At 63.1% G+C, this 21,321-nt stretch carries 23 protein-coding genes; 14 read left to right on the top strand and 9 right to left on the bottom strand.

All coding sequences use genetic code 11. From position 1 onward, the window contains the following. Positions 1-18 precede the first annotated feature (18 nt). Positions 19-741, bottom strand: coding sequence for a flagellar brake protein (locus D9M09_RS23930; protein ID WP_070311676.1), 723 nt, complete (start codon positions 739-741; stop codon positions 19-21). 163 nt (positions 742-904) lie between these two features. On the opposite strand from D9M09_RS23930, the gene D9M09_RS23925 reads away from it, so the two are divergent. Continuing rightward, positions 905-1,285: a DUF6713 family protein gene (locus D9M09_RS23925; RefSeq protein ID WP_121670552.1), complete on the top strand. Its 381-nt coding sequence runs from the start codon at positions 905-907 to the stop codon at positions 1,283-1,285. Here the strand turns inward: D9M09_RS23925 and moaC are convergent, their stop codons facing one another. After that, entirely contained in the window at positions 1,286-1,792 is a 507-nt protein-coding gene (gene moaC, locus D9M09_RS23920; RefSeq protein WP_070220374.1) for a cyclic pyranopterin monophosphate synthase MoaC, read from the bottom strand. Between the two features lie 185 nt (positions 1,793-1,977). Here moaC and D9M09_RS23915 point away from each other — a divergent pair, with 185 nt between their 5' ends. Next, the gene (locus D9M09_RS23915) at positions 1,978-3,567 is read left to right on the top strand and encodes a M48 family metalloprotease (protein ID WP_070220741.1); all 1,590 of its coding nucleotides are present in this window, start codon (positions 1,978-1,980) and stop codon (positions 3,565-3,567) included. Between the two features lie 3 nt (positions 3,568-3,570). Here the strand turns inward: D9M09_RS23915 and D9M09_RS23910 are convergent, their stop codons facing one another. From D9M09_RS23910 to D9M09_RS23895, 4 genes are read right to left on the bottom strand one after another with little or no spacing between them, the layout of a single operon-like run. Further along, the gene (locus tag D9M09_RS23910; RefSeq protein ID WP_070290913.1) at positions 3,571-4,161 is read right to left on the bottom strand and encodes a DUF2946 family protein; all 591 of its coding nucleotides are present in this window, start codon (positions 4,159-4,161) and stop codon (positions 3,571-3,573) included. Further along, complete coding sequence (locus D9M09_RS23905) at positions 4,154-5,191, bottom strand: YheT family hydrolase (protein ID WP_121670551.1); 1,038 nt, start codon at positions 5,189-5,191, stop codon at positions 4,154-4,156. The genes D9M09_RS23910 and D9M09_RS23905 overlap by 8 nt, the downstream gene beginning before the upstream one ends. Further along, positions 5,191-5,616 carry a YybH family protein gene (locus tag D9M09_RS23900; RefSeq protein ID WP_070311672.1) on the bottom strand — a complete coding sequence of 142 codons (426 nt, stop codon included), beginning with the start codon at positions 5,614-5,616 and terminating at the stop codon, positions 5,191-5,193. The genes D9M09_RS23905 and D9M09_RS23900 overlap by 1 nt, the downstream gene beginning before the upstream one ends. A gap of 58 nt (positions 5,617-5,674) precedes the next feature. Then, a complete protein-coding gene (locus D9M09_RS23895; RefSeq protein ID WP_070220739.1) occupies positions 5,675-5,869 on the bottom strand; it encodes a zinc-finger domain-containing protein in 195 nt (64 codons plus the stop codon). Between the two features lie 258 nt (positions 5,870-6,127). On the opposite strand from D9M09_RS23895, the gene D9M09_RS23890 reads away from it, so the two are divergent. The 11 genes from D9M09_RS23890 (at position 6,128) to D9M09_RS23840 (ending at position 17,360) form a co-directional block, all read left to right on the top strand. Then, entirely contained in the window at positions 6,128-6,874 is a 747-nt protein-coding gene (locus D9M09_RS23890) for an AzlC family ABC transporter permease (RefSeq protein WP_162995784.1), read from the top strand. Then, a complete protein-coding gene (locus D9M09_RS23885; protein WP_070220364.1) occupies positions 6,867-7,217 on the top strand; it encodes an AzlD domain-containing protein in 351 nt (116 codons plus the stop codon). The genes D9M09_RS23890 and D9M09_RS23885 overlap by 8 nt, the downstream gene beginning before the upstream one ends. Before the next feature lie 77 nt (positions 7,218-7,294). Beyond that, positions 7,295-8,506: a phosphoglycerate kinase gene (locus D9M09_RS23880; protein WP_070290916.1), complete on the top strand. Its 1,212-nt coding sequence runs from the start codon at positions 7,295-7,297 to the stop codon at positions 8,504-8,506. 113 nt (positions 8,507-8,619) lie between these two features. Next, positions 8,620-10,068 (top strand): pyruvate kinase, encoded by a 1,449-nt coding sequence (pyk, locus tag D9M09_RS23875; RefSeq protein ID WP_070220360.1) that lies wholly within the window; start codon positions 8,620-8,622, stop codon positions 10,066-10,068. An 82-nt stretch (positions 10,069-10,150) separates the two neighbouring features. After that, complete coding sequence (fba, locus tag D9M09_RS23870; protein ID WP_010401625.1) at positions 10,151-11,215, top strand: class II fructose-bisphosphate aldolase; 1,065 nt, start codon at positions 10,151-10,153, stop codon at positions 11,213-11,215. A gap of 106 nt (positions 11,216-11,321) precedes the next feature. Next, positions 11,322-12,215 (top strand): phosphoribosylaminoimidazolesuccinocarboxamide synthase, encoded by an 894-nt coding sequence (locus D9M09_RS23865; RefSeq protein WP_070220356.1) that lies wholly within the window; start codon positions 11,322-11,324, stop codon positions 12,213-12,215. A gap of 1 nt (position 12,216) precedes the next feature. Further along, positions 12,217-12,714, top strand: coding sequence for a 5-(carboxyamino)imidazole ribonucleotide mutase (gene purE / locus D9M09_RS23860; protein WP_121670550.1), 498 nt, complete (start codon positions 12,217-12,219; stop codon positions 12,712-12,714). A gap of 15 nt (positions 12,715-12,729) precedes the next feature. Next, positions 12,730-13,926, top strand: a complete 1,197-nt coding sequence (locus D9M09_RS23855; protein WP_121670549.1) for a 5-(carboxyamino)imidazole ribonucleotide synthase — start codon at positions 12,730-12,732, stop codon at positions 13,924-13,926. After that, a complete protein-coding gene (locus D9M09_RS23850) occupies positions 13,923-14,942 on the top strand; it encodes an L-threonylcarbamoyladenylate synthase (protein ID WP_070290918.1) in 1,020 nt (339 codons plus the stop codon). Before D9M09_RS23855 ends, D9M09_RS23850 begins: the two co-directional genes overlap by 4 nt. A gap of 241 nt (positions 14,943-15,183) precedes the next feature. Further along, positions 15,184-16,575 carry an SGNH/GDSL hydrolase family protein gene (locus D9M09_RS23845; RefSeq protein ID WP_070290919.1) on the top strand — a complete coding sequence of 464 codons (1,392 nt, stop codon included), beginning with the start codon at positions 15,184-15,186 and terminating at the stop codon, positions 16,573-16,575. A gap of 98 nt (positions 16,576-16,673) precedes the next feature. After that, positions 16,674-17,360: an OmpW/AlkL family protein gene (locus D9M09_RS23840; RefSeq protein ID WP_070290920.1), complete on the top strand. Its 687-nt coding sequence runs from the start codon at positions 16,674-16,676 to the stop codon at positions 17,358-17,360. A gap of 39 nt (positions 17,361-17,399) precedes the next feature. Here D9M09_RS23840 and D9M09_RS23835 read toward each other — a convergent pair whose 3' ends face one another. Continuing rightward, a complete protein-coding gene (locus D9M09_RS23835; protein WP_070290921.1) occupies positions 17,400-17,906 on the bottom strand; it encodes a flavin reductase family protein in 507 nt (168 codons plus the stop codon). A gap of 177 nt (positions 17,907-18,083) precedes the next feature. Between D9M09_RS23835 and msrA the strand changes: the two genes are divergently transcribed. Then, positions 18,084-18,617: a peptide-methionine (S)-S-oxide reductase MsrA gene (gene msrA / locus D9M09_RS23830; RefSeq protein WP_070290922.1), complete on the top strand. Its 534-nt coding sequence runs from the start codon at positions 18,084-18,086 to the stop codon at positions 18,615-18,617. 22 nt (positions 18,618-18,639) lie between these two features. Here the strand turns inward: msrA and D9M09_RS23825 are convergent, their stop codons facing one another. Further along, complete coding sequence (locus D9M09_RS23825) at positions 18,640-19,875, bottom strand: SAM-dependent methyltransferase (RefSeq protein ID WP_121670548.1); 1,236 nt, start codon at positions 19,873-19,875, stop codon at positions 18,640-18,642. A gap of 127 nt (positions 19,876-20,002) precedes the next feature. Beyond that, entirely contained in the window at positions 20,003-21,211 is a 1,209-nt protein-coding gene (gene pdxH / locus D9M09_RS23820; protein ID WP_121670547.1) for a pyridoxamine 5'-phosphate oxidase, read from the bottom strand. Positions 21,212-21,321: the final 110 nt, after the last annotated feature.

Below are 21,321 nucleotides of genomic sequence, written 5' to 3'. Positions count from 1 at the left end.
GCACCTGCCGCGCCCGTGTCAGACGATTTTTTGCCGGTCCGCGATCAGCGCTTCATAGGTGAGGTTTTGCAGCAGCGTGTAGTGGGTCGGTTCCAGGTCGATGAATTGCACGCCATACGTATAGATTTCGGACACTCCGGCGGCGTGGCCATTGGACGGCTTGCCCACGCTGACGTTCTGGATGCGGGCGCGCGTGTTGACGCGCATCTGATGCTTGTTCGGCTGCACCAGCAGGGTAAAGCTCAGTGCGACGCCTTCTTCATCGGGCGTGAGCATGCTGGGTGCCTCGATCAGCGCGCCCGAGACGCTGAGGTTGACGATGAACACGGGCACGGCCGCCACGTCGCGGTAGCTCAGCTGCGCGGGAATCTCCACCTTGACGCGCATGGCCGTGCGCAGGCTGGTGCCCTGGATGGCGTCGGGAAAGCTCAGGTGCACATAGTTGAGCGGACGGCCGAAGAGGCGCAGCACGCTGCACGCAAACGAACAGACGGTGACGCCGGAAAACACGCGGATGGTCAGCTTGTCGCCTTCGTTGAGCACGATGGAGGCGCCGTTTTCCATGGGAATCTTGACGATCAGGTATTCGTCTTTCACATAGCCGATCACGGTCGAGAAATGCTGGATCGGTTTGATGGTGCGGTGCGTGATGAACTGGATGCGTCCCCCCACCTGCAGATTCATGGCCTCGAATTCGAAGTCCTGGAGCTTGCTTTCCGCGGCGGGCTTGTTGCTTGTCATGCGATGCTCATCTGGATATGGTCGACTCGCAGTATGCATGATTTCTTGATGAAAAAGCATTCCTATCAATGAAATTCACTTTCGCATCGAAAAATACCATGGGCACGTGCCGGTGCGCGGTGCAGGCTTTACAATTGCGTCAATATTGACGAATGTAAATCTTATGCCACGCAGCTACTTCTGGACCATGTTGTTCCTGATCCTGCATCAAATCGACGCTGCCTACTGGAAAGAGTGGGAGATGTTTCACGTGCCGGGCGGCGTGCAGGGTTTTCTCGTGTTTAACCTGGTGGCGATTGCCGTGGTGCTGGCCGGTTACCGGCACGTGCTGCTGGCCACCCCGCGAGCGCCTCTGTATGCTTGTGCCTGCGCCGCGCTGGGCGTGGGAACGTGCCTGATCCATACCGGCTTTGCGCTGGCAGGACTGGAACAATTCCACTTGCCCCTGTCCATGGCCATCATCGCGTTGTGCCTGGGCTGCGCCGTCTGGCTGCTGTGCGACTTGCGCCGCATCCGGGGCCGGCTGGCGCGCCAGGCGGCATAGTTACACTTCCGCGTGCCAATCGCCCGACTTGCCGCCATGCTTTTCCAGCACGCGCACGTTGGTCATGACCATGCCCCGGTCGACGGCCTTGCACATGTCATAGATCGTCAGCAAGCCGATCTGCACGGAAGTGAGCGCTTCCATTTCCACGCCCGTCTTGCCCGTGGTGTCGACCTGGGCGCGGCAATGCACGCTGTTGGCCGCTTCATCCACGTCGAAATCGACGGTGACGCGCGTGAGGGCCAGCGGGTGGCACAGGGGAATCAGGTCGCTGGTGCGCTTGGCGCCCATGATGGCGGCGATGCGGGCGATGCCCAGCACGTCGCCTTTCTTGGCGTTGCCGGAAATGATCAAGGCCAGGGTGGCCGGCTGCATGCGGATGGTGCCGGCGGCCACGGCGCTGCGGCGCGTGTCTTCCTTGCTGCCCACGTCGACCATATGGGCTTGGCCCGTAGCGTCGAAATGGGTCAGTTCCCCGGCGGGGGCTTGCTTGTCTGCTGTTGTCATGGCGTCAAAATAGGTGAGGAACGGGGGCGCGGCAGGCCGAATCACGGCCCCATGCCACTGGCATGGCGCGTGGGAATGGGCGCCGCTAACAAGGTATGATAGCACCCGTGAATTCAAAAACTCCCCTTCCGATCCTCGTTGAAAACGCCGCTGCGGCATGGCTGCGCCGCTTGCGGCGCGCATCCGTGCTGGCTGCATTGTCGCTGGCGGCGCCCTGTGCGCTGGCGCAAACCTATACGTCCGCGCCAGCGGCGCCATCTGCCGGCGCGGCGGCCAAGCCGGGAAGCGGCTGGACGCCCCTGGCCGTGCCGCCGGCGCCGAACCTGCCGAACCTGGGCGATACCTCGCGCGAAGACCTGTCGCCGGCGATGGAGCGCAAGATCGGCGAGGAAATCATGCGCGGCATCCGCGGCGACCGCGACTATCTCGATGACGCGCCTTTGCTCGAATACCTGAATACCTTCGGCAACGCCCTCGTGGCGGCGCGCCCCAGCGTGCGCGGCGAAACGAATTACGACTATTTCTTCTTTGCCGTGCGCGACCCCCAGTTGAACGCGTTTGCCTTGCCGGGCGGTTTCATCGGTGTGCACTCGGCCCTGGTGCTGGCGGCGCAAACGGAGGCGGAACTGGCGTCCGTGCTGTCGCACGAGATCGGTCACGTGGCGCAGCGCCATATCGCGCGCATGCTGGGCCAGCAGCGCCAGGATGCCCTGATGCCTCTGGCCGCCATGCTGCTGGCGGCGCTCGCGTCGCGTGCGGGCGGCGACGTGGCCATGGGCGTGTTTGCCGCCGGCCAGGGCCTGGCCATCCAGCGCCAGCTCAATTTCGGCCGCGACGCCGAACGCGAGGCGGACCGCATCGGTTTCCAGATCATGGGCGAAGCCGGTTTCGACACCACCGGCATGGTGGCCTTTTTCGGCCGCATGCAGGCGGCCAGCCGTTCGTACAGCGACCTGATGCCCGCCTATCTGCAGACCCACCCGCTGACGACGGAACGCATCGCCGACATCCAGGCGCGCATCCGCGAGCAGCCGTACAAGCAGCGTGCGGACAGCCTGAGTTTCCACCTGGCCCGCGCGCGCGCCCGCGTGCTGCAGGATGAAAGCGTGCAAGGCTTGCTGAACGCCAAGGCCGTCTTCAAGACGCAGCTGGAACAGCAAAGCCGCTTCCAGGTGACGGCCGCCCATTACGGCTTGTCCTTTGTCGCCGTCAAGCAGGGCAAGCCGGCGGAGGCGCAAAAGGAACTCGATGCGGCCAATGCCGCCCTGCACCAGCCGGCCGGGCCGAATGTGCTGACGTCGGGCGGCACGCAGGGCCCCAATTCGCTGCTGGCGGCGATGGGGCTGGAAGTGCTGCTGATGCCGGCGCAAAAGAAGGAAGTGGCGCAACAGGCTTTGAAGGCGGCCGATGCGGCGCGCCAGCAGTTTCCCCTCTCGCGCGGCATTGCCCACCAATATGCGGAAGCGCTGATGGCTGCCGGCAAGCTGGAGCAAGCCACCTTGTACCTGCGCGAGCAGGTGCAGCTCTACAAGGAAGAGCCGGAACTGTACGATTTACTGGCGAAAGCCTATGCGGATCAGGGCAAGATGACCTTGCAGCATATGGCGCTGGCCGAATCGTACGTGCTGCAGGGCGCCACCATGGCCGCGCTGGACCAGCTGACGATCGCCCGCAAATCGACGGACGCGACCTTTTATGACCAGGCCGTGATTGATGCGCGCGAGCGCGAATTGCAGGAAAAGCGCCGCGAACAGATCAAGGACCAGAAGGGATAAGCCTTATTCGGCTTGCGGCATCGGCTGGAAGTCGAAGGTTTGCGGCACGGCGTCGTAGCGCAGCGGCTGCACGGCGATCTCCTTGCCGTCATGCAATAGGGTCAGCTTGCCCCGGCGCTCTTCCAGCCACGCCAGCAAGGCCTCGTCGCTGGCCACCTGGCCATCGACGTGCAGGGCGTCCAGCACTTGCGCCATGTCGCGGTCATCGACCTGCGCCACGACCTCGCCCTGGCGCAAGATCAAGACGCCGTTGTCGCACCAATACACCTGCTCGATCTGCTCCAGCGGCGCGCCCGTCTGCAAGACAAAACCGTGCCGCGGGTCGCTGCGGGCAATGTAGGGTGTCGCTTCCAGATTTACATACACGCGCTGCGGGCCGTTCTGGAAGAACCAGCAGCCGCGTTCGTCATGGCCGTAATTGCGGTTGATAAATCCCAGTAGGGCCTCGTGGGCGATCTTGTCGCCAGGCAGTTGTCGCTGTTGCGCATGCTGGTCGCGCATGCGCCAGTGGCCGCGCGCGTCCAGGCCCAGCCAGCCGTAGCAGTGCGGTACGTTCGGCCATTTGGCCAGGGCCTGTTTGACGAGTTCATCCATGTGTAGCGTTTTCCGTGTGCGTTTGCGAACTGCCAGCGTGACAGGTTTGCGGGGCCGGCGGCGCCATGTTGCCGCCCTCAAAAAAATGGAGCAGGCGCTGCGGCAGCCAGCGTGTGCTACCCGGCAACTTGCCTGCCGCAAAGCCGACGTGGCCGCCGTGGCGCGGATACTCGAGCGTGACCGTCGGCGCGGCGCTGCGCGGCAGGAAGCGCCCGGGCAGGAAGGGATCATTCTGCGCATTCAGTACCAGGGTCGGCACGGTGATGTCCTGCAAGACGTGCTTGGCGCTGGCGCGGTGCCAGTAATCGTCGGCGTCGCGGTAGCCGTGCAGGGGCGCCGTGACGACATTGTCGAAGGCATGCAAGTCGCGCGCGGCCAGCATGGCGTCGCGCGCGAACAGGCCGGGGAATTGCTCCAGCTTGGCCAGGCATTTCGGTTTGAGCGTGTTCAGGAACATGCGCGTGTAGAGCCGGTTGGCGCCGGACGACAAGGCCTTGCCCCCTTGCTCCAGGTCCAGCGGGGCCGACACGGCGGCCGCCGCATCGATGAAATCGGCCTGGTGCTGCGACTGTCCCAGCCAGCACAGCAGGGCATTGCCGCCCAGCGAGACGCCGGCCGCGTAAAACTTGCCGGTCGCGCGCGGGCGCATGCGCTGCACGATCCAGTCCACTTCCTGCGCATCGCCCGAATGGTAGAAGCGGGGCGCCAGGTTCGCTTCGCCCGAGCAGCCGCGAAAGTGCGGCACGGCGCCCGACCAGCCGCGCGCGGCGACCTCAGCCATCAGGGCGCGCGCGTAATGGCTGTTCGACGAGCCTTCCAGGCCGTGGAACAGCAGCACGAAGGGCTGGCCCGGCTGGCCGTCGACCAGGTCGACGTCGACGAAGTCGCCATCGGGCGCTTGCCAGCGTTCACGGCGGAAGGCCACGGCCGGCTTGGCGATGCACACGGCAGGATAAATCGTCTGCGCGTGGCCGCCAGGCAGCCAGAGCGGGGCGGTGTAGGGGGCGTTGTCAATAAGAGGCAAGGACATCAGTGCAGGATTTGCGTCCCTGCAACGTCGGCCGGCGCGCCGCCCGGGGCGATGGACGCGTGGTGCAGCACGATGCGCCAGCCGCGCGGCGTTTTCACGTACACATTCGTCGCCAGCAGATGCGCCGGGCCGCCTTCTTCCTGGGTCACGCCTTCGATGACCGTGTGCACCGAACTCATCAGATTGTGCGTTTCATGCAGCTGCGCCGGCACGATGTGCAGGCCGCCGCCGGCCAGGATGGTTTCCCACGAGGCGCGGATGGCGGCATGGCCGATCAGGCGCGCGCCGCCCGGGTGGATGCAGACGATTTCTTCATCGTCGGCCCATAGCGCCATCAGCGCTTCGAGGTCGGCGCGGTGCAAGGCATCGTAGAACGCCGCTTCGACTTCCGCGGCGCTGCCATTGAGTTCTTTCAGACGTTTCATGACGACTCCGGGCTGGTGCACATAAAAACGGCGCGCTGGGGGCGCGCCGCTGGGCAGTTTAATGATGGCCGGCGCTGGCGCCTTCCTTCAGGGTGTAGGCCGTGCCGCAGTACGGGCACTTGGCGATACCGTCTTTGTTGAATTCCAGAAACACGCGCGGATGCGATGACCACAGCGGCATGGCCGGGTTAGGGCAGTGGGCTGGCAAGTCTTTACCGTCGAGTTCGACCGCTGGCTGGGTGGTTTTTGTCATCTTGTCATGCTCCGTGAGGCTGTATGGATGGAAGTCGGCTGCTGCCAAAAGTACGATTTTAACGGATTCAGGCAGACAGCAAAAATCATGGCTAAAATGGCGGCTTGATCATCTTCGGCTGCGGCGCGGGTTTTCGCGGAAATATGGCGGCTGCAGCGCCACACTGACTGGATTTGCCTTGCCGGTATCACCGTTGCCGCCCTTGTCGTCTTGCACCATTGTTGTGCAGTTACCACACTCAGCCTGCCGGGGGCTCGCATGAACACCCGCGTGAACGCCGTCCCGGCCAGCAGCGATCATGCCGTGCTGAAAGATGCCTGGCGCGCCGGCCTGAACCTGGGGGCGCCCACCCTGCTGGGCATCGCCGCCTGGGGCATGGTGGTGGGCGTGGCCATGGTGAAAAGCGGCCTGACTGTCGCGCAGGCGGGGGCCATGACCCTGTTTGTCTTTGCCGGCTCGGCCCAGCTCGCATCCTTGCCCCTGCTGGCCGCGCAAGCGCCCGTGTGGGTGATCTTCGCCACGGCCCTCGTCGTTAATTTGCGTTTTGTCATCTTTTCCGTGCTGCTGGCCCCGCATTTCGCCCATCTGCCGTGGCGCCAGCGCTTTGCGCTCGGCTATGTGGCCGGCGACATCACCGTGGGCCTGTTCCTGCAGCGTTACCCGCACGAAACGCCGGACCCGGCCAAGCTGCCTTTCCTGAAAGGCTTGATCTACCCCAACTGGCTGGCCTGGCAAATCGGTTCCTTCATCGGCATCGTGCTGGGCGCCGTCGTGCCGGCCGAATGGGGGCTGGGTTTTGCGGGCACGCTGGCGATCCTGTGCGTGACGGTGCCGCTGATTCTGAGCCGCGCCGCCCTGTGCGGCGTGCTGGTGGCGGGCACGGTGGCCGTGCTGGCGTTCAGCCTGCCGTATAAGCTGGGCTTGCTTGTGGCTGTGGTGGTGGGCATGGTCAGCGCCATGGCCGTGGAAGAATTGACAGAAAAATGGACAAAACGCCATGTTTGACGGCATAGCCTTGGGCAGAGCAGACGTGTGGATCGCCATCGCCGTGCTGGTGGTGGCGACTGCCGCCACGCGCAGCACCTTCTGGCTGATCGGCCACCATATTACCATTCCGCGCCGCGTGGGCGAGATGCTGCGCTATGCGCCGGCCTGCGCGCTGGCCGCCATCATCGCGCCCGACATGCTGATGGAAGGGCCGCAAGTGCACTTTGACTTGTCGAATCTGAAACTCTTGTCGGGTATTGCCGCCACGCTCTTTTTCGTGATTCGCCGCAATATGCTGCAAACCATCGTGTTCGGCATGCTGGTTTTCACGGGCTTGCGACTGTTGCATGTTTTTCAGTAAAGCAGGACAAATCGGCGATTTGGTCTGGTCATTGCGGTAAAATAGCGCACTTCCTTCCACTCGTCATTTGGATCGCCATGTCAGCTGTTCTCAACTTCATCCGTCTGCAAGATTTGATCGCCCAAAATGCACTGCAAGGCAAGCGCGTATTCATCCGCGCCGACCTGAACGTTCCGCAAGATGACAGTGGTAAGATCACCGAAGATACGCGCATCCGCGCTTCGGTGCCGGCCATCCGTGCCGCCCTCGACGCTGGCGCCGCCGTCATGGTGACGTCGCACCTGGGCCGTCCCACGGAAGGCGAGTTCAAGCCGGCCGACAGCCTGGCGCCCGTGGCGGCCCGCTTGTCCGAGCTGCTGGGCCAGGAAGTTGCATTGAAACAAAACTGGGTCGACGGCGCCGGCCTGGAATCCCTGGCTGCCGGCCAGGTCGTCCTGCTGGAAAACGTGCGCGTCAACAAGGGCGAAAAGAAAAACAGCGATGAGCTGGCGCAAAAAATGGCGAAATTGTGCGATATCTACGTCAATGACGCGTTCGGCACGGCCCACCGCGCCGAAGCGTCCACGCACGGCATCGCCAAGTTCGCCCCTGTCGCCTGCGCCGGCCCGCTGCTGGCCGCCGAACTCGATGCGCTGGGCAAAGCGCTGCACGCGCCCGCCCGCCCGCTGCTGGCCATCGTTGCCGGTTCGAAAGTATCGAGCAAGCTGACCATTTTGAAAGCCCTGTCCGACAAGGTCGATAACCTGATCGTCGGCGGCGGCATCGCCAATACCTTCATGAAAGCCGTTGGCTTGAACGTCGGCAAGTCGCTGGTGGAAGCGGAACTCGTCGACGAAGCGAAAGCTATCATCGACATCATGGCCAAACGGGGCGCGCAAGTGCCGATTCCCGTCGACGTCGTGTGCGCCAAGGAGTTTGCGCCGACGGCCGCCGCCACCGTCAAGGACGTGGCCGACGTGGCGGATGACGACATGATCCTCGATATCGGCCCGAAAACGGCAGCCCTGCTGGCGCAGCAGATCGCCGCCGCCGGCACCATCGTGTGGAACGGCCCCGTGGGCGTGTTCGAATTCGACCAGTTCGGCAACGGCACCAAGACCCTGGCCCTGGCGATTGCCGAGTCGAAAGCATTTTCGATCGCCGGCGGTGGCGACACTCTGGCGGCGATTGCCAAATACGATATTACGGATAAAATCAGCTATATCTCGACGGGCGGCGGCGCTTTCCTGGAGTTCCTTGAAGGCAAGACACTACCGGCAGTGGAAATCCTGATGCAACGCGCCGGCTAAGACGGAGCGTTCAGCAGTTCAGTACCAAGCGCAGCCTGACCGCTGCGCTTTTACCTTGCCGGCGGCTGTCTCAAACCGGCCTTGCTCACCTTCGCTCGCGCACAAGGATTCCTATGCCACGTGGTACAAAAATCGTAGCAACAATCGGCCCCGCCTCCACCGACTTCGATATCCTGGTCAAAATGATACGTGCGGGCGTCGACGTGGTGCGCTTGAATTTTTCCCACGGCAAGGCGCAGGACCATATCGACCGCGCCGCGCTGGTGCGCCTGGCGGCGGCCGAGTGTGGCCGCGAAGTGGCCATCATGGCCGATATGCAAGGGCCGAAGATTCGCGTCGGCAAGTTTGAAAACACGCGCATTCAGCTCGAAGCGGGCGAGCGCTTCATCCTCGACGCCAAGTGGGGAGAAAACGGCGAGCTGGGCAACCAGGAACGGGTCGGCCTCGACTACAAGGCCTTGCCACGCGACTTGCACAAGGGCGACGTGCTGCTGCTGAATGATGGCCTCATCGTGCTGATCGTCGAGCGCATCCACGGCAGCGAAATCCACACCACCGTCAAGATCGGCGGTGAGTTGTCGAATAACAAGGGCATCAACCGCCAGGGCGGCGGCCTGTCCGCGCCCGCGCTGACGGCCAAGGATATGGAAGATATCAAGACGGCCATGAGTTTCCAGGCCGACTATCTCGCCATTTCCTTCCCGAAATGCGCGACCGACATGGAAATGGCGCGCCAGCTGGCCAATATCGCCGGCGAACCGTACCACCACAAGCCGATGATGATCGCCAAGATCGAGCGGGCGGAAGCCATTCCCGCGCTGCAGGAAATCCTCGATGCCTCCGACGGCATCATGGTGGCGCGCGGCGATTTGGCCGTCGAGGTGGGCAACGCGGCCGTGCCGGCCTTGCAGAAGCGCATGATCAAGATGGCGCGCGCGTCGAATAAATTAGCCATCACGGCCACGCAGATGATGGAATCGATGATCGTCAACGCCGTGCCCACGCGCGCCGAAGTGTCCGACGTGGCCAATGCCGTGCTCGACGGCACGGATGCCGTCATGACGTCGGCCGAAACGGCCTCGGGCAAGTACCCGATCGAGACGGTGGAAATGATGGCCGCCATCTGCGTCGAAGCGGAGCAGTCCGAATACAACAAGCTCGATGCCGACTTCCTCAACGTCACGTTTACCCGCATCGACCAGTCGATCGCCTACGGCGCGCTGTTTACGGCCCACCACCTGCGCGTGAAAGCCATCGTGGCGCTGACGGAATCGGGTTCCACCGCCTTGTGGATGAGCCGCCACAGTATCGATACGCCGATCTATGCGCTCACGCCGAGCGTCACGACATTGCGCAAAGCCGCGCTGTACCGCAATGTTCGGGCGTATCATCTGATGCAGAACGCTCCCAGCGCGCAAGTGCTTAAGCAGGCGGAAGAGCTGCTGGTGGCGCAGGGCATCGTCAAAAAAGGTGACATGATCGTCGTCACCTGGGGCGAGCCGATGGGCCAGGTGGGCGGTACGAATGCATTAAAGATTGTGACAGTCGGCGAATTTGAATAAGGCCCAAGAATTCAGGCGCCGGCGCGGTTATTGACCACCGCGAAGCGCCGCAACGGTTTCTATTGTTATCTGGAGTATTACCATGTCTCTCGTATCCATGCGTCAACTGCTGGACCATGCCGCCGAAAACGGCTATGGCATTCCTGCTTTCAACGTCAACAACCTGGAACAAGTGCAAGCCATCATGGCTGCCGCCGATGCGCTCAACAGCCCGGTGATCATGCAGGCGTCCGCCGGCGCGCGCAAGTACGCCGGTGAAGCGTTCCTGCGCCACCTGATCGACGCCGCCGTCGAAGCGTATCCGCACATCCCCGTCGTCATGCACCAGGATCACGGCCAGTCGCCGGCCGTCTGCATGGCCGCCATCCGCTCGGGTTTTACTTCCGTGATGATGGACGGTTCGCTGGAAGCGGACGGCAAGTCGGTCGCGTCGTACGAATACAACGTGGAAGTGTCGCGTGAAGTGGTGAAATTCTCGCACGCCATCGGCGTGACGGTGGAAGCGGAACTGGGCGTGCTCGGTTCGCTGGAAACCATGAAAGGCGACAAGGAAGACGGCCACGGCGCCGACGGCACCATGACGCGCGAGCAACTGCTGACGGATGTGGCGCAAGCGGCCGATTTCGTGCAGCGCACCCAGTGCGACGCCCTGGCGATCGCCATCGGCACCTCGCACGGCGCCTACAAATTCACGCGCAAGCCGACGGGCGACATCCTGGCCATCGACCGCATCAAGGAGATCCACGCGCGCATCCCGAACACCCACCTGGTGATGCACGGTTCCTCGTCGGTGCCGCAGGAATTGCTGGCCATCATCCGCGAATTTGGCGGCGACATGAAGGAAACCTACGGCGTGCCAGTCGAAGAAATCCAGGAAGGCATCCGTCACGGCGTGCGCAAGATCAACATCGACACCGATATCCGCCTGGCGATGACGGCCGCGATCCGCAAGTATCTGTTCGAAAACCCGTCGAAATTCGACCCGCGCGACTTCCTGAAGCCAGCCCGCACCGCCGCCGAGCAAATCGTGCGCGCGCGCATGCAGGCTTTCGGCTGCGAAGGCCAGGCGTCGAAAATCAAGGTCATCACGATGGAAAAAATGGCCGAGCGCTACAAGGCCGGCGAGCTGTCGCAAATTGTGAAGTAAAATTCTGTCTGGAACGGGCCGGAAGCAATGCTCCGTGCCCGATTTTCTCGACCGGCGGGCGCCTTCCCTGCCAGCCGGTTTCGTTTCATCCAACTATTCCCCCGCTATGAACAGCCTCTATCAGACTTCCATCCATTCCCTGCCATTGCTGGGCCACGGCAAGGTCCGCGACAATTACGCCGTTGGCGACGACAAGATTCTGATCGTCACCACGGACCGCCTGTCGGCCTTCGATGTCGTCATGAATGAGCCTATCCCCGGCAAGGGCAAGGTCCTCAATCAGATGAGCGATTTCTGGTTCGAGAAACTGGGCCATATCGTGCCGAACCACCTGACCGGCGTGGCGCCGGAGTCCGTGGTGGCGCCCGAGGAAGTGGAGCAAGTCAAGGGCCGCGCCGTCGTGGCCAAGCGCCTGAAGCCCATCATGGTCGAGGCAGTCGTGCGCGGCTACATCATTGGTTCGGGCTGGAAAGATTACCAGGACACGGGCAGCATCTGCGGCATCAAGCTGCCAGCCGGCCTGCAACAGGCGGAAAAGCTGCCGGAACCGATCTTCACCCCGGCGGCCAAGGCCGAACTGGGCGAGCATGACGAAAACATCAGCTTTGCGGAAATGGAAGAGCGCATCGGCGCGGAACTGGCCGCCAAGATGCGCGACGTCGCCATTGCCCTGTACAAGACGGCCGCCGAGTACGCGGCCACGCGCGGCATCATCATCGCCGACACCAAGTTCGAATTCGGCCTGGACGACAACGGCGTCATGCATCTGATGGATGAAGTGCTGACGGCCGACTCCTCGCGCTTCTGGCCAGCGGACTCGTATCAGCCTGGCATTTCGCCGCCGTCGTTCGACAAGCAATTCGTGCGCGACTACCTGGAAACACTGACCTGGGGCAAGACCGCACCGGCGCCGGCGCTGCCGGCCGACGTCATTGAAAAAACCCAGGCCAAGTACTTTGAAGCCATCGAACGCCTGACGGGCGAGAAGCTGAAGGCCTGAGATGAGCGAGCAGAATAAGCCGCTGGTCGGCGTCATCATGGGTTCGTCTTCGGACTGGGACGTGATGCAGAACGCGGTCGCCATCCTGAAACAGTTTGGCGTGCCGTACGAAGCGCAAGTCATTTCCGCGCACCGCATGCCCGACGAGATGTATGCGTATGCGAAAGGCGCACGCGCGCGCGGCTTGCGCGCCATCATCGCCGGCGCCGGCGGCGCCGCCCACCTGCCTGGCATGGTGGCGGCGATGACCATCGTGCCCGTGCTGGGCGTGCCCGTGCCGTCGAAGTATTTGCGCGGCGAAGATTCCATGCTGTCGATCCTGCAAATGCCCAAGGGCGTGCCCGTGGCCACCTTCGCCATCGGCGAAGCGGGCGCGGCGAATGCGGCGCTGACGGCCGTGGCGATGCTTGCCGCCAACGACGACGCTCTGGCCGAGCAGCTGGAAGCCTTCCGTGCCACGCAAACGGCCGCCGCCAAGGCCATGGTCTTGCCTGAATAATGTGCTTGAAAAATAATGAATAGTAAATCGACTTCCCCATTGCTGCCCGCCGCCAACCCACCGGCATGGCTGGGCGTGATGGGCGGCGGCCAGCTCGGCCGCATGTTTGCCCAGGCCGCCCAGAGCATGGGCTACCAAGTGGCCGTGCTGGAACCATCGGACGCCTGCCCTGCGGGGCAGGTGGCGCAGCGCCTGGTCAATGCCGGCTACAGCGATGCGGCCGGACTCGACGCCCTGGCCGCGCAGTGTCTGGCCGTCACCACGGAATTCGAGAACGTGCCGGCCGACAGCCTGTCGCGCCTGGCCGAACGCGTGTTTGTGGCGCCCAACGCCCACGGCGTGTCGGTGGCGCAAGACCGCATCGCGGAAAAACGTTTCTTTGTCGCCTGCGCCCCGAAATCGGGCGTGCTGCCGGCGCCGCATACGGTGATCGCCACGCAGCTGGACATCGACGGCATCGCCGACGACTTGCTGCCGGGCATTTTGAAAACCGTGCGCATGGGCTATGACGGCAAGGGCCAGTTCCGCGTGCGCACGCGCGACGAGGTGCGCGCCGCGTTTGCGGAAATGGGCGAGGTAACTTGCCTGTTGGAAAAGATGCTGCCGCTGGCCTATGAAGTGTCCGTGCTGACGGCGCGCGGCGTGGACGGCGCATCGGTCGTGTATCCGATCGCCGAAAACGTGCACCGCGACGGCGTGCTGTTTACCACCACGGTGCCGGGCCCGAACGTGTCGGACGACTGCGCCGCCAGGGCGCAGCGGGCGGCGCAGGCCATGGTTGCCGAACTCGGCTATGTCGGCGTGCTGTGCATCGAATTTTTCGTGCTGGAAGATGGCAGCCTTGTGGTCAACGAAATGGCGCCGCGCCCGCATAACAGCGGCCACTACACGATGGATGCCTGCGTCACCAGCCAGTTCGCGCAGCAGGTGCGGGCCATGGCGCGCCTGCCGCTGGGCGAGGTGCGCCAGCATTCGCCGGCCGTGATGCTCAACCTCCTCGGCGACGCCTGGTTTGCCGACGGCAGCGATGTCGCCAGCGAGCCGGCCTGGGACCGCATCCTGGCCTTGCCGGGCGCGTGTCTGCACCTGTACGGCAAGGACGATCCGCGCCGTGGCCGCAAGATGGGTCACCTGACCTTCATCGCCGCCACCTTGCAAGAGGCGCAGCAGCGCCTGCGCGATGCGTGCCTGATCCTGGGAATCGCGCCGTGAGCGTGCCCGCACACGACCTGGCGGCGGCGGCCGCCGTGCTGGAAGCGGGCGGCCTCGTCGCTTTCCCGACGGAAACCGTGTACGGCCTGGGCGCCGATGCGGAAAACCCGGCCGCCGTGGCGCGCATCTATGAAGCCAAGGGCCGTCCCTCGGACCATCCCGTGATCGTGCACGTGGCGCCGGGCGCCGACCTGGCGCACTGGTCCGATGATATTCCAGTCGAGGCGGAACAGCTGGTGGCGGCCTTCTGGCCCGGCCCGCTGACCCTGATCGTCAAGCGCGCCGCGCATATCCCCGATGCCGTTTCCGGCGGCCAGGATACGGTGGGCTTGCGCTGCCCCTCGCATCCGGTGGCTATCGAACTGCTACGCACTTTCAAGGGCGGCAACGGCGGCCTGGCGGCGCCGTCGGCGAACAAGTTCGGCAACGTCAGCCCCACCACGGCGCAGCACGTGCGCGATGAATTCACGGCGGAGCTCGACAGCGGCTTGCTGGGCCTGGTGCTCGACGGCGGGCAGAGCGACGTGGGCATCGAGTCGACCATCGTCGACCTGTCGCGCCTGGCCACGCACGGTCCCGTGTTGTTGCGTCCCGGCCATATCAGCAGCGAGCAGATCGCCGCCGTCATTGGCCGCGCACCGGCCGTGGCCGACGCGGCCGCACCGCGTGCCTCGGGCACCCTGGAATCGCACTATGCGCCACACACGCCTGTTGCGATGCAGCACAGCGACGACGTGCGCGCCACCTTGAACCGCCTGCTCAATGACGGGCGCCGCGTGGCGCTGATCCACTACTCGGATCTGCCGCCGGCCAGCGCCAGCGTGCGCCTGGCCGCCAGCCCGGAAAACTACGCACATGCGCTGTATGCCTCGCTGCGCACGATGGACCAGGTCGGCGCCGAGCTGATCCTCGTCGAAGCGCCACCGACGGGCCCCGCGTGGCTCGGCGTCAACGACCGTTTGCGGCGTGCCGCATTCGGCTCAAGTGGTATCTTGCAGCAATTCCTGTCCGTCTGAAAAAAGCCCCGCAAGGGGCTTTTTCTTGATGCAGCGCAATAGCAATGCTTGCCACGAAACATAGTAAATCCTCCATAATTCAGCAGATCGCCCGGCCATCACAGGGCGCAGGCGGTGTTGTTATTTCGTTGATTTTTAAAGCATATTTTCTATACAAGCCTCTGGAACGATGGCATATTAGTTGGGTAACGAATAGCACGCCCGTTCGTTTAGAAACCATAAAAAAGACCGAGGAGACAAAATGCATCAAACAAAATTTGCGCTGGCCGTGCTGGCTGCGGCTGTCCTTGCAGGTTGCGGCGGCGCCAGTGGCGGTGATCAAACCTTGAAAGTCAAGTACACGGCGCAGGTGTCGTTCGGCGACAGCCTGTCCGATGTCGGTTCGTATGCCGTGGGCACAGTGCTGGCGAAAGGTGGCGGCAAGTTCACCATCAATGGCGACAATACCAAGATCAATCCTGAACTGACAGGCAAGAACTGGACCGAGCACCTGGCCGCGCAATTCGGCCTGGCCGCCCCATGCGCCGCCGAGACTGGCCTGGAAGGCAATGCGGCAAAAGGCTTGTCTGTTCCACGCGTCAAGCATCCGGGCTGCTACGGCTACGCCATGGGCGGTTCGCGCGTGACCAACCCCGTCGGTCCGAACAACAAGTTGACGGGCAGCGAGCTCGGTGCCCTGACCGTGCCCGTGGTGACGCAGATCGCGAACCACCTGGCTGCTTCCGGGGGCAAGTTCAGCGGCACGGAAGCCGTTTTCGTGATGGCGGGCGGCAATGACGTGCTGTTCCAGCTCGGCGCATTGCAGGCCGGTGCGACGGCGGCCGGCAAGACGGCGGGCGCCGATGCGGGCGCCAAGGCTTTTGCCACCAATTTAACCATGGCCCTGGCCGCCGGCGCGCCCAATCCCGCCACGGCGGCCGCCTCCATCGGCGCCGCCATCAAGACGGCCAGCGCGGCGCCTGGCGCCACCTCGGCGACCATCGTCGGTGCCGCGGTGCAAGCGGCCGTGATTGCCGGCAATACGGCGGTAGGCGCGCTGGAAGTGTATGGTCCGCTGGTCACCAAGGCGCAAGCCGATGCGACGGTCACCGGCAATGCTGCCGGCGCCAAGGCCGGCGCCGATTATGCGGCGGCCCAGGGGCCGTTGCTGATTGCCGCCATGAAACAAGCGGGTACTGAACTGGTGGCGCTGGTCAAGGATCAGATCATCGCCAAGGGCGCCAACTATGTCATCGTCAACAACTTGCCGGACGTGGCCGGTACGCCATCGGGCTTGAGCAAGGATGCCAATACCAAGACGCTCATCAATGCCATGGTCAGCGCCTTCAATGGCGAACTGAGCGGTGGCCTGAGCGGCAATGCGAAAGTCTTGCTGGTCGACGTGTTTGCCGTCAGCCATGACCAGGGCGTCAACCCTGGCCCGTATGGCTTGACCAATGTCAGCGAGACGGCGTGCGACCTGAGCGCACCTGGCAATATCCTGGGTAGCTCGCTGGTGTGCAATGGCTCGAACCTGAAAGCGGGCGACGTCAGCCACTACGCGTATGCCGACGATGTGCACCCTACGCCGTTCAACAACCTGTTGCTGGCCCGTTATGTGGCCAAGGACATGGTCGTGCGGGGCTGGCTGTAAGGAATCGCCGCGCCAGCCGCGTCCCGGGGACGGGGCTGGCGCCGGCAGCGACAAGACTGGATAGCCCGGCTATCCGCACATAATGATCAGGAGACAAGATGAAAAATCGTTTGAATACCGCTGTACGCGTGCTGGCCGCCGCCGCCGCGATGGCCATGGCGACGGGCGCTTCTGCGCAAAGCGCAGGCACCTGGATGGCCAAGGTCGGCCTCAACAAAATCACGCCCCACGTCGATAGTGGCGACATTTCTGCGCCGGCACTGCCGGGCACGAAGGCCGACGTCAAGGCGGATACCAAGCCCATCCTGACCTTTGCCTACATGATCACGGACAATATTTCCGCTGAAATGATCCTGGGCGTGCCGTACAAGCATGACCTGATGGGCGATGGTGCCATCAAGGGCACGGGCAAGCTGGGGACGGCGGAAGCCTTGCCGCCGACGGCCTTCATCCAGTACCGTTTCTTCCAGCCCAATGCGATGATCCGTCCTTACGTGGGCGCGGGCTTGACGTATGCATATTTCCAGAAGGAAAAAGGCTCGGGCCAGATGACGGCCTTGCTGGATCCGGGTGGAGCGCCCGTCACTTACCGCATGGACAACAAGCTGGCAGGCAGCCTGGTGGTCGGCAGCACCCTGTCCTTCAACGAGCGCTGGTTTGCCGACGTGGCCGTGGTCAAGACCTTCCTGAAAACCAAGGCGAAATTCTCGACGGGGCAGACGCAGGACATCAAGCTCGATCCGCTCGCCGTGAGTGTCAGCATCGGGTATAAATTTACCCTGTAAAACAAAAAATCCGCCTCGGCGGATTTTTTTTTGTCCCGCTCAGGCTGGCGGTGTATTGAACTTACCATTGTGGAAGATCAAGGGCGGCTGCGCGGCAAACGCGCATTGTTCTACTTCGCCCACGAAAATGACGTGGTCGCCTTCTGGATAGCGGCTGCGGTTGTGGCATTCGAACCAGGCCGACGCGCCTTTCAGGATGGGCTGGCCCGTGCGCGACAGTTCGTATTCCACGTCATCGAAGGGATTCGGCGTGCGCCGTGCAAAGCGCTGCGCCAGTTCCGCCTGCTCGGCGCCCAGCACATTGATGACGTAATGCGAGTTGCCGCTGAAAATCGGCATGCTGTTCGCCACCGTGCCCAGACTCCACAGCACCAGGGGCGGCGACAGCGAGACGGAATTGAAGGAACTGGCCGTCAGACCGCGGAAACTGCCGTCGGCCAGGCGCGTCGTGATGACCGTCACGCCGGTGGCAAACTGTGACAATGCCTGCCGAAAATGTGCCGTATCGAATTCTTGCGCTGGCGCGCGGGGAGAGCGTGTGTTCATGGGTGACCTGTCTATTTGCTGACATTATGCCAAAAATCGGCCACGCCAGCGCAATCGTGGCCGGCATGCCCCTTATGTGCGGTGCATCACGCGCCGTTTCAAGCGGCACTGCAGGCCATGGCGCTTTGCGTTACAGTAATGAAATGATACGTCGCACAGGCGTTGCGGGAGGACATCATGAACCAACAGACGGAAGTGGCGGTATTCGGCGGTGGCTGTTTCTGGTGCCTCGCTGCCGTGTATGGGGAAGTGCGCGGCGTGACGCGCGTCGAGTCCGGCTACACGGGCGGCACGGTGCCCAACCCCACATATGATCAGGTGTGCACGGGCGAGACGGGCCACGCGGAAGTGGTACGGCTGGAATTCGATCCCGCCGTCATCCCTTACCACGATTTGCTGGAAATCTTTTTTACCTTGCACGATCCTACCACCCTGAACCGGCAGGGCAATGATGTCGGCACGCAATTTCGCTCCGTTATCCATTATCAGTCGGCGGAGCAGGAAAGCGTGGCGCGCAAGGTGCTGGCCGAGATGGCCGGCGTGTGGGATGCACCGATCGTCACGCAGCTGGCGCCGGCATCGGTCTTTTATCCGGCCGAGGATTACCACCAGAATTATGTCGAGCAGCATCCCTTGCAGGGCTATTGCGCCCTCGTTGTCGTGCCCAAGGTGGAAAAATTCCGCGCCATGTACGCCGAGCGCCTGAAGTAAGCGCCCCGCGTGGGCATCAGGATCAGGTCGCCAGCAGGGGCGCCGGCCTGGCGTCCTGCGCATACATGTAGTTGCGCGACCAGGGCAGGGTGGCGGAGCGCCGGCCCGCCTTCACGCAGACGATCTGGTACAGGCTGATCAAATCTTGCTCAAAGGCATAGGCGCAGCCGGCCAGGTAGACGTGCCAGATGCGGAAGCGCCGCTCGCCCGCCAACGGACGGATCTGCTCGGCATGGGCTTCGAAATTTTCCGTCCACAGGGCGCAGGTGCGCGCATAGTGGCGCCGCAGGTTTTCCACGTCCAGCACTTCCAGCCCCCCTTGCTGCATGGTTTTCAGGACATTGCCGATATGGGCCAGTTCGCCGTGCGGAAACACATATTTTTCGATGAATTCGCCGCCGCCATACGGCGTTTCGCCATTCTCCGGGTCGGTCGAGGTGATGCCGTGGTTCATCGCCATGCCGTCCGGCGCCAGCAGCTTGTTGATGATGGAAAAATAATCGGGCAAATGTTTCAAACCCACGTGCTCGAACATGCCCACGCTGGTGATGCGGTCGAACTGGCCCGTCACGTCGCGGTAGTCTTGCAGGCGGATGTCGATCAGGTGGGCCAGGCCGGCCGCCGCCACGCGCTCGCGCGCCAGCGCGTACTGGTTTTCCGACAGGGTCACGCCCACGCAGCGGGCGCCATATTGTTGGGCGGCACGCATGACGAGCGCGCCCCAGCCGCAGCCGATGTCGAGCAGGGTCTGGCCCGGCTGCAGCTGGATTTTCTTCAGGATATGGTCGATCTTCTTGACTTGCGCCTGCGCCAGCGTTTCATCGCCGTGTTCGAAATAGGCGCAGGAATACACGAGGGCGGGGTCGAGGAATTGCTCGTAGAAGGCATTCGACACGTCATAGTGGTAGCGGATGGCTTCGGCATCCTTGCTCTTGTCGTGCGTAAAGCTGCGCACGATGCGGGCCAGCTTGCCTTCCGGTTTCAAGGTGTTGCGGGCCAGGGCATTGCAGATGGCAATCATGTCCTGGGCCGTGCCCTTGACTTCGATATTGCCTTCCACATAGGCCGAGCCCAGGTTGGCCAGCGAGGGGTTCAGCAGATAGCGGGCCGAGGCGACGGTCGGCAGGCGGATGGTGACTGTGGGCGTTTCGCTGGACAGGTCGACATGCTGGCCGTTCCACAATTCTATGCGCAGCGGCAAGGCAGTCTTGCTGCGGATACCGGCAATCCAGGACTTGAGTTGGTTTTGTACAAACAAAATAGCCTCCAATGAAGCGGCCGCTGTTGCGGCCGCAAATTGAGAAACAATGTCATTTAGTAACTTCTACCCTCATAGCCTACACCGATATTGACCAGCTTGCTTTGCGCCGCCTTGACTGTCCTGCTTATGGTTGCAAGCGTTGCATGCTCCATTGCCCGTCAGCACCGCGTGTAAACACGATGCGGTCGTGGAAGCGCGAACGGCGCCCCTGCCAGAATTCGATGCGTTCCGGTTGCAAACGGTAGCCGCCCCAGTGGGCCGGGCGCGGCGGTGGCGCGTCGCCGACGGCGGCCACCACGGCCTCGTAATTGCTTTCCAGCGCGGCACGGTCGGCGATGGGGGCGCTTTGCTGCGAGGCAATTGCCGACAAGCGGCTTTGCACGGGGCGCACATTGAAATACTCGTCGCTCTCGGCGGCCGTGGTTTTCACCACCGTGCCCTCGATGCGCACTTGCCGCTCCAGCTCGCCCCAGAAGAACAGCAGGGCGGCGTGCGGGTTGTGTTCGAGCTGCTGGCCCTTGTCGCTCTGGTAATTCGTGTACCAGGTAAAGCCGCGCTCGTCGAACTGCTTGATCAGCACGATGCGCGAGCTGGGCTTGCCGTCGGGACTGACGGTGGACAAGCTCATGGCGTTCGGCTCCAGCACCTGGGCTTTGACGGCCTCGGCAAACCATTTCTGGAACTGGGCGATGGGATCGGCCAGCACATCCGTCTCGCTCAGGCTCGATTGCACGTAATCGGTGCGCATGGCCGCCAGCACGGCGGCCGCGTCCGGCTGGGCTGCCGTTGCGGGCGCCTCGGGAGCGATGCCGCGGCGGCGCTGCATGGCTGTGCCCAGCTGCTCCATCTGTTGCGCGCTGAACAGGCGCTTGGCCATCGGTGCCAGCTGGCCCTCTTCCTTGCTCATGTGGGCCTGGTAGGCGGCCACATAGTCGCGCACGCCATGGGCGGACAGTTGCACGCCCGTGCCGGCCGCGATGGCGTCCAGTTCCGGGCGCAGGGTCAGCCAGGCCTGGTCCATGCGCTGGTGGTCGGCCAGGATTTCCGGCACCAGGGTCACCAGCAGGGCCGCATCGTCGCCCGTGGCCGTGGCCTGCAGCATGGGCATCAGGTCCTGCTCTTCATCGTCATGGTGCAGATGGGCGGCTTTATTGAAATATTGCAACACCGCCTTGGCCGCCTGCTGCGCGTCCGCCGTGTTGCCATGCTGCACCAGGTGGGCCAGCAGGTTTTGCAGGGTCGTCAGTTGCTTGCGGATCTTGTCGTGGCAATGCTTGAGCACGGCGATGGGCTGGTCAAAGCCGGGAACGGAGTCGAACAGGGGAGCGGTCATGGCGAGTTCTCGTGGTGAACGGTGTGGGGGCGCGGCGACAAACGGAGCTTGTCGCTGTGTCAATTCGGCTATTTTAGAATATCCGCCAGCGCAGTGTCCGTTAAAATGGC

Origin of the sequence: Janthinobacterium agaricidamnosum (assembly GCF_003667705.1) — a bacterium.
Lineage (GTDB): Bacteria > Pseudomonadota > Gammaproteobacteria > Burkholderiales > Burkholderiaceae_D > Janthinobacterium.
The sequence above is the reverse complement of the archived record's forward strand: the minus strand, read 5'-3'. Positions and strand labels throughout refer to the sequence as shown.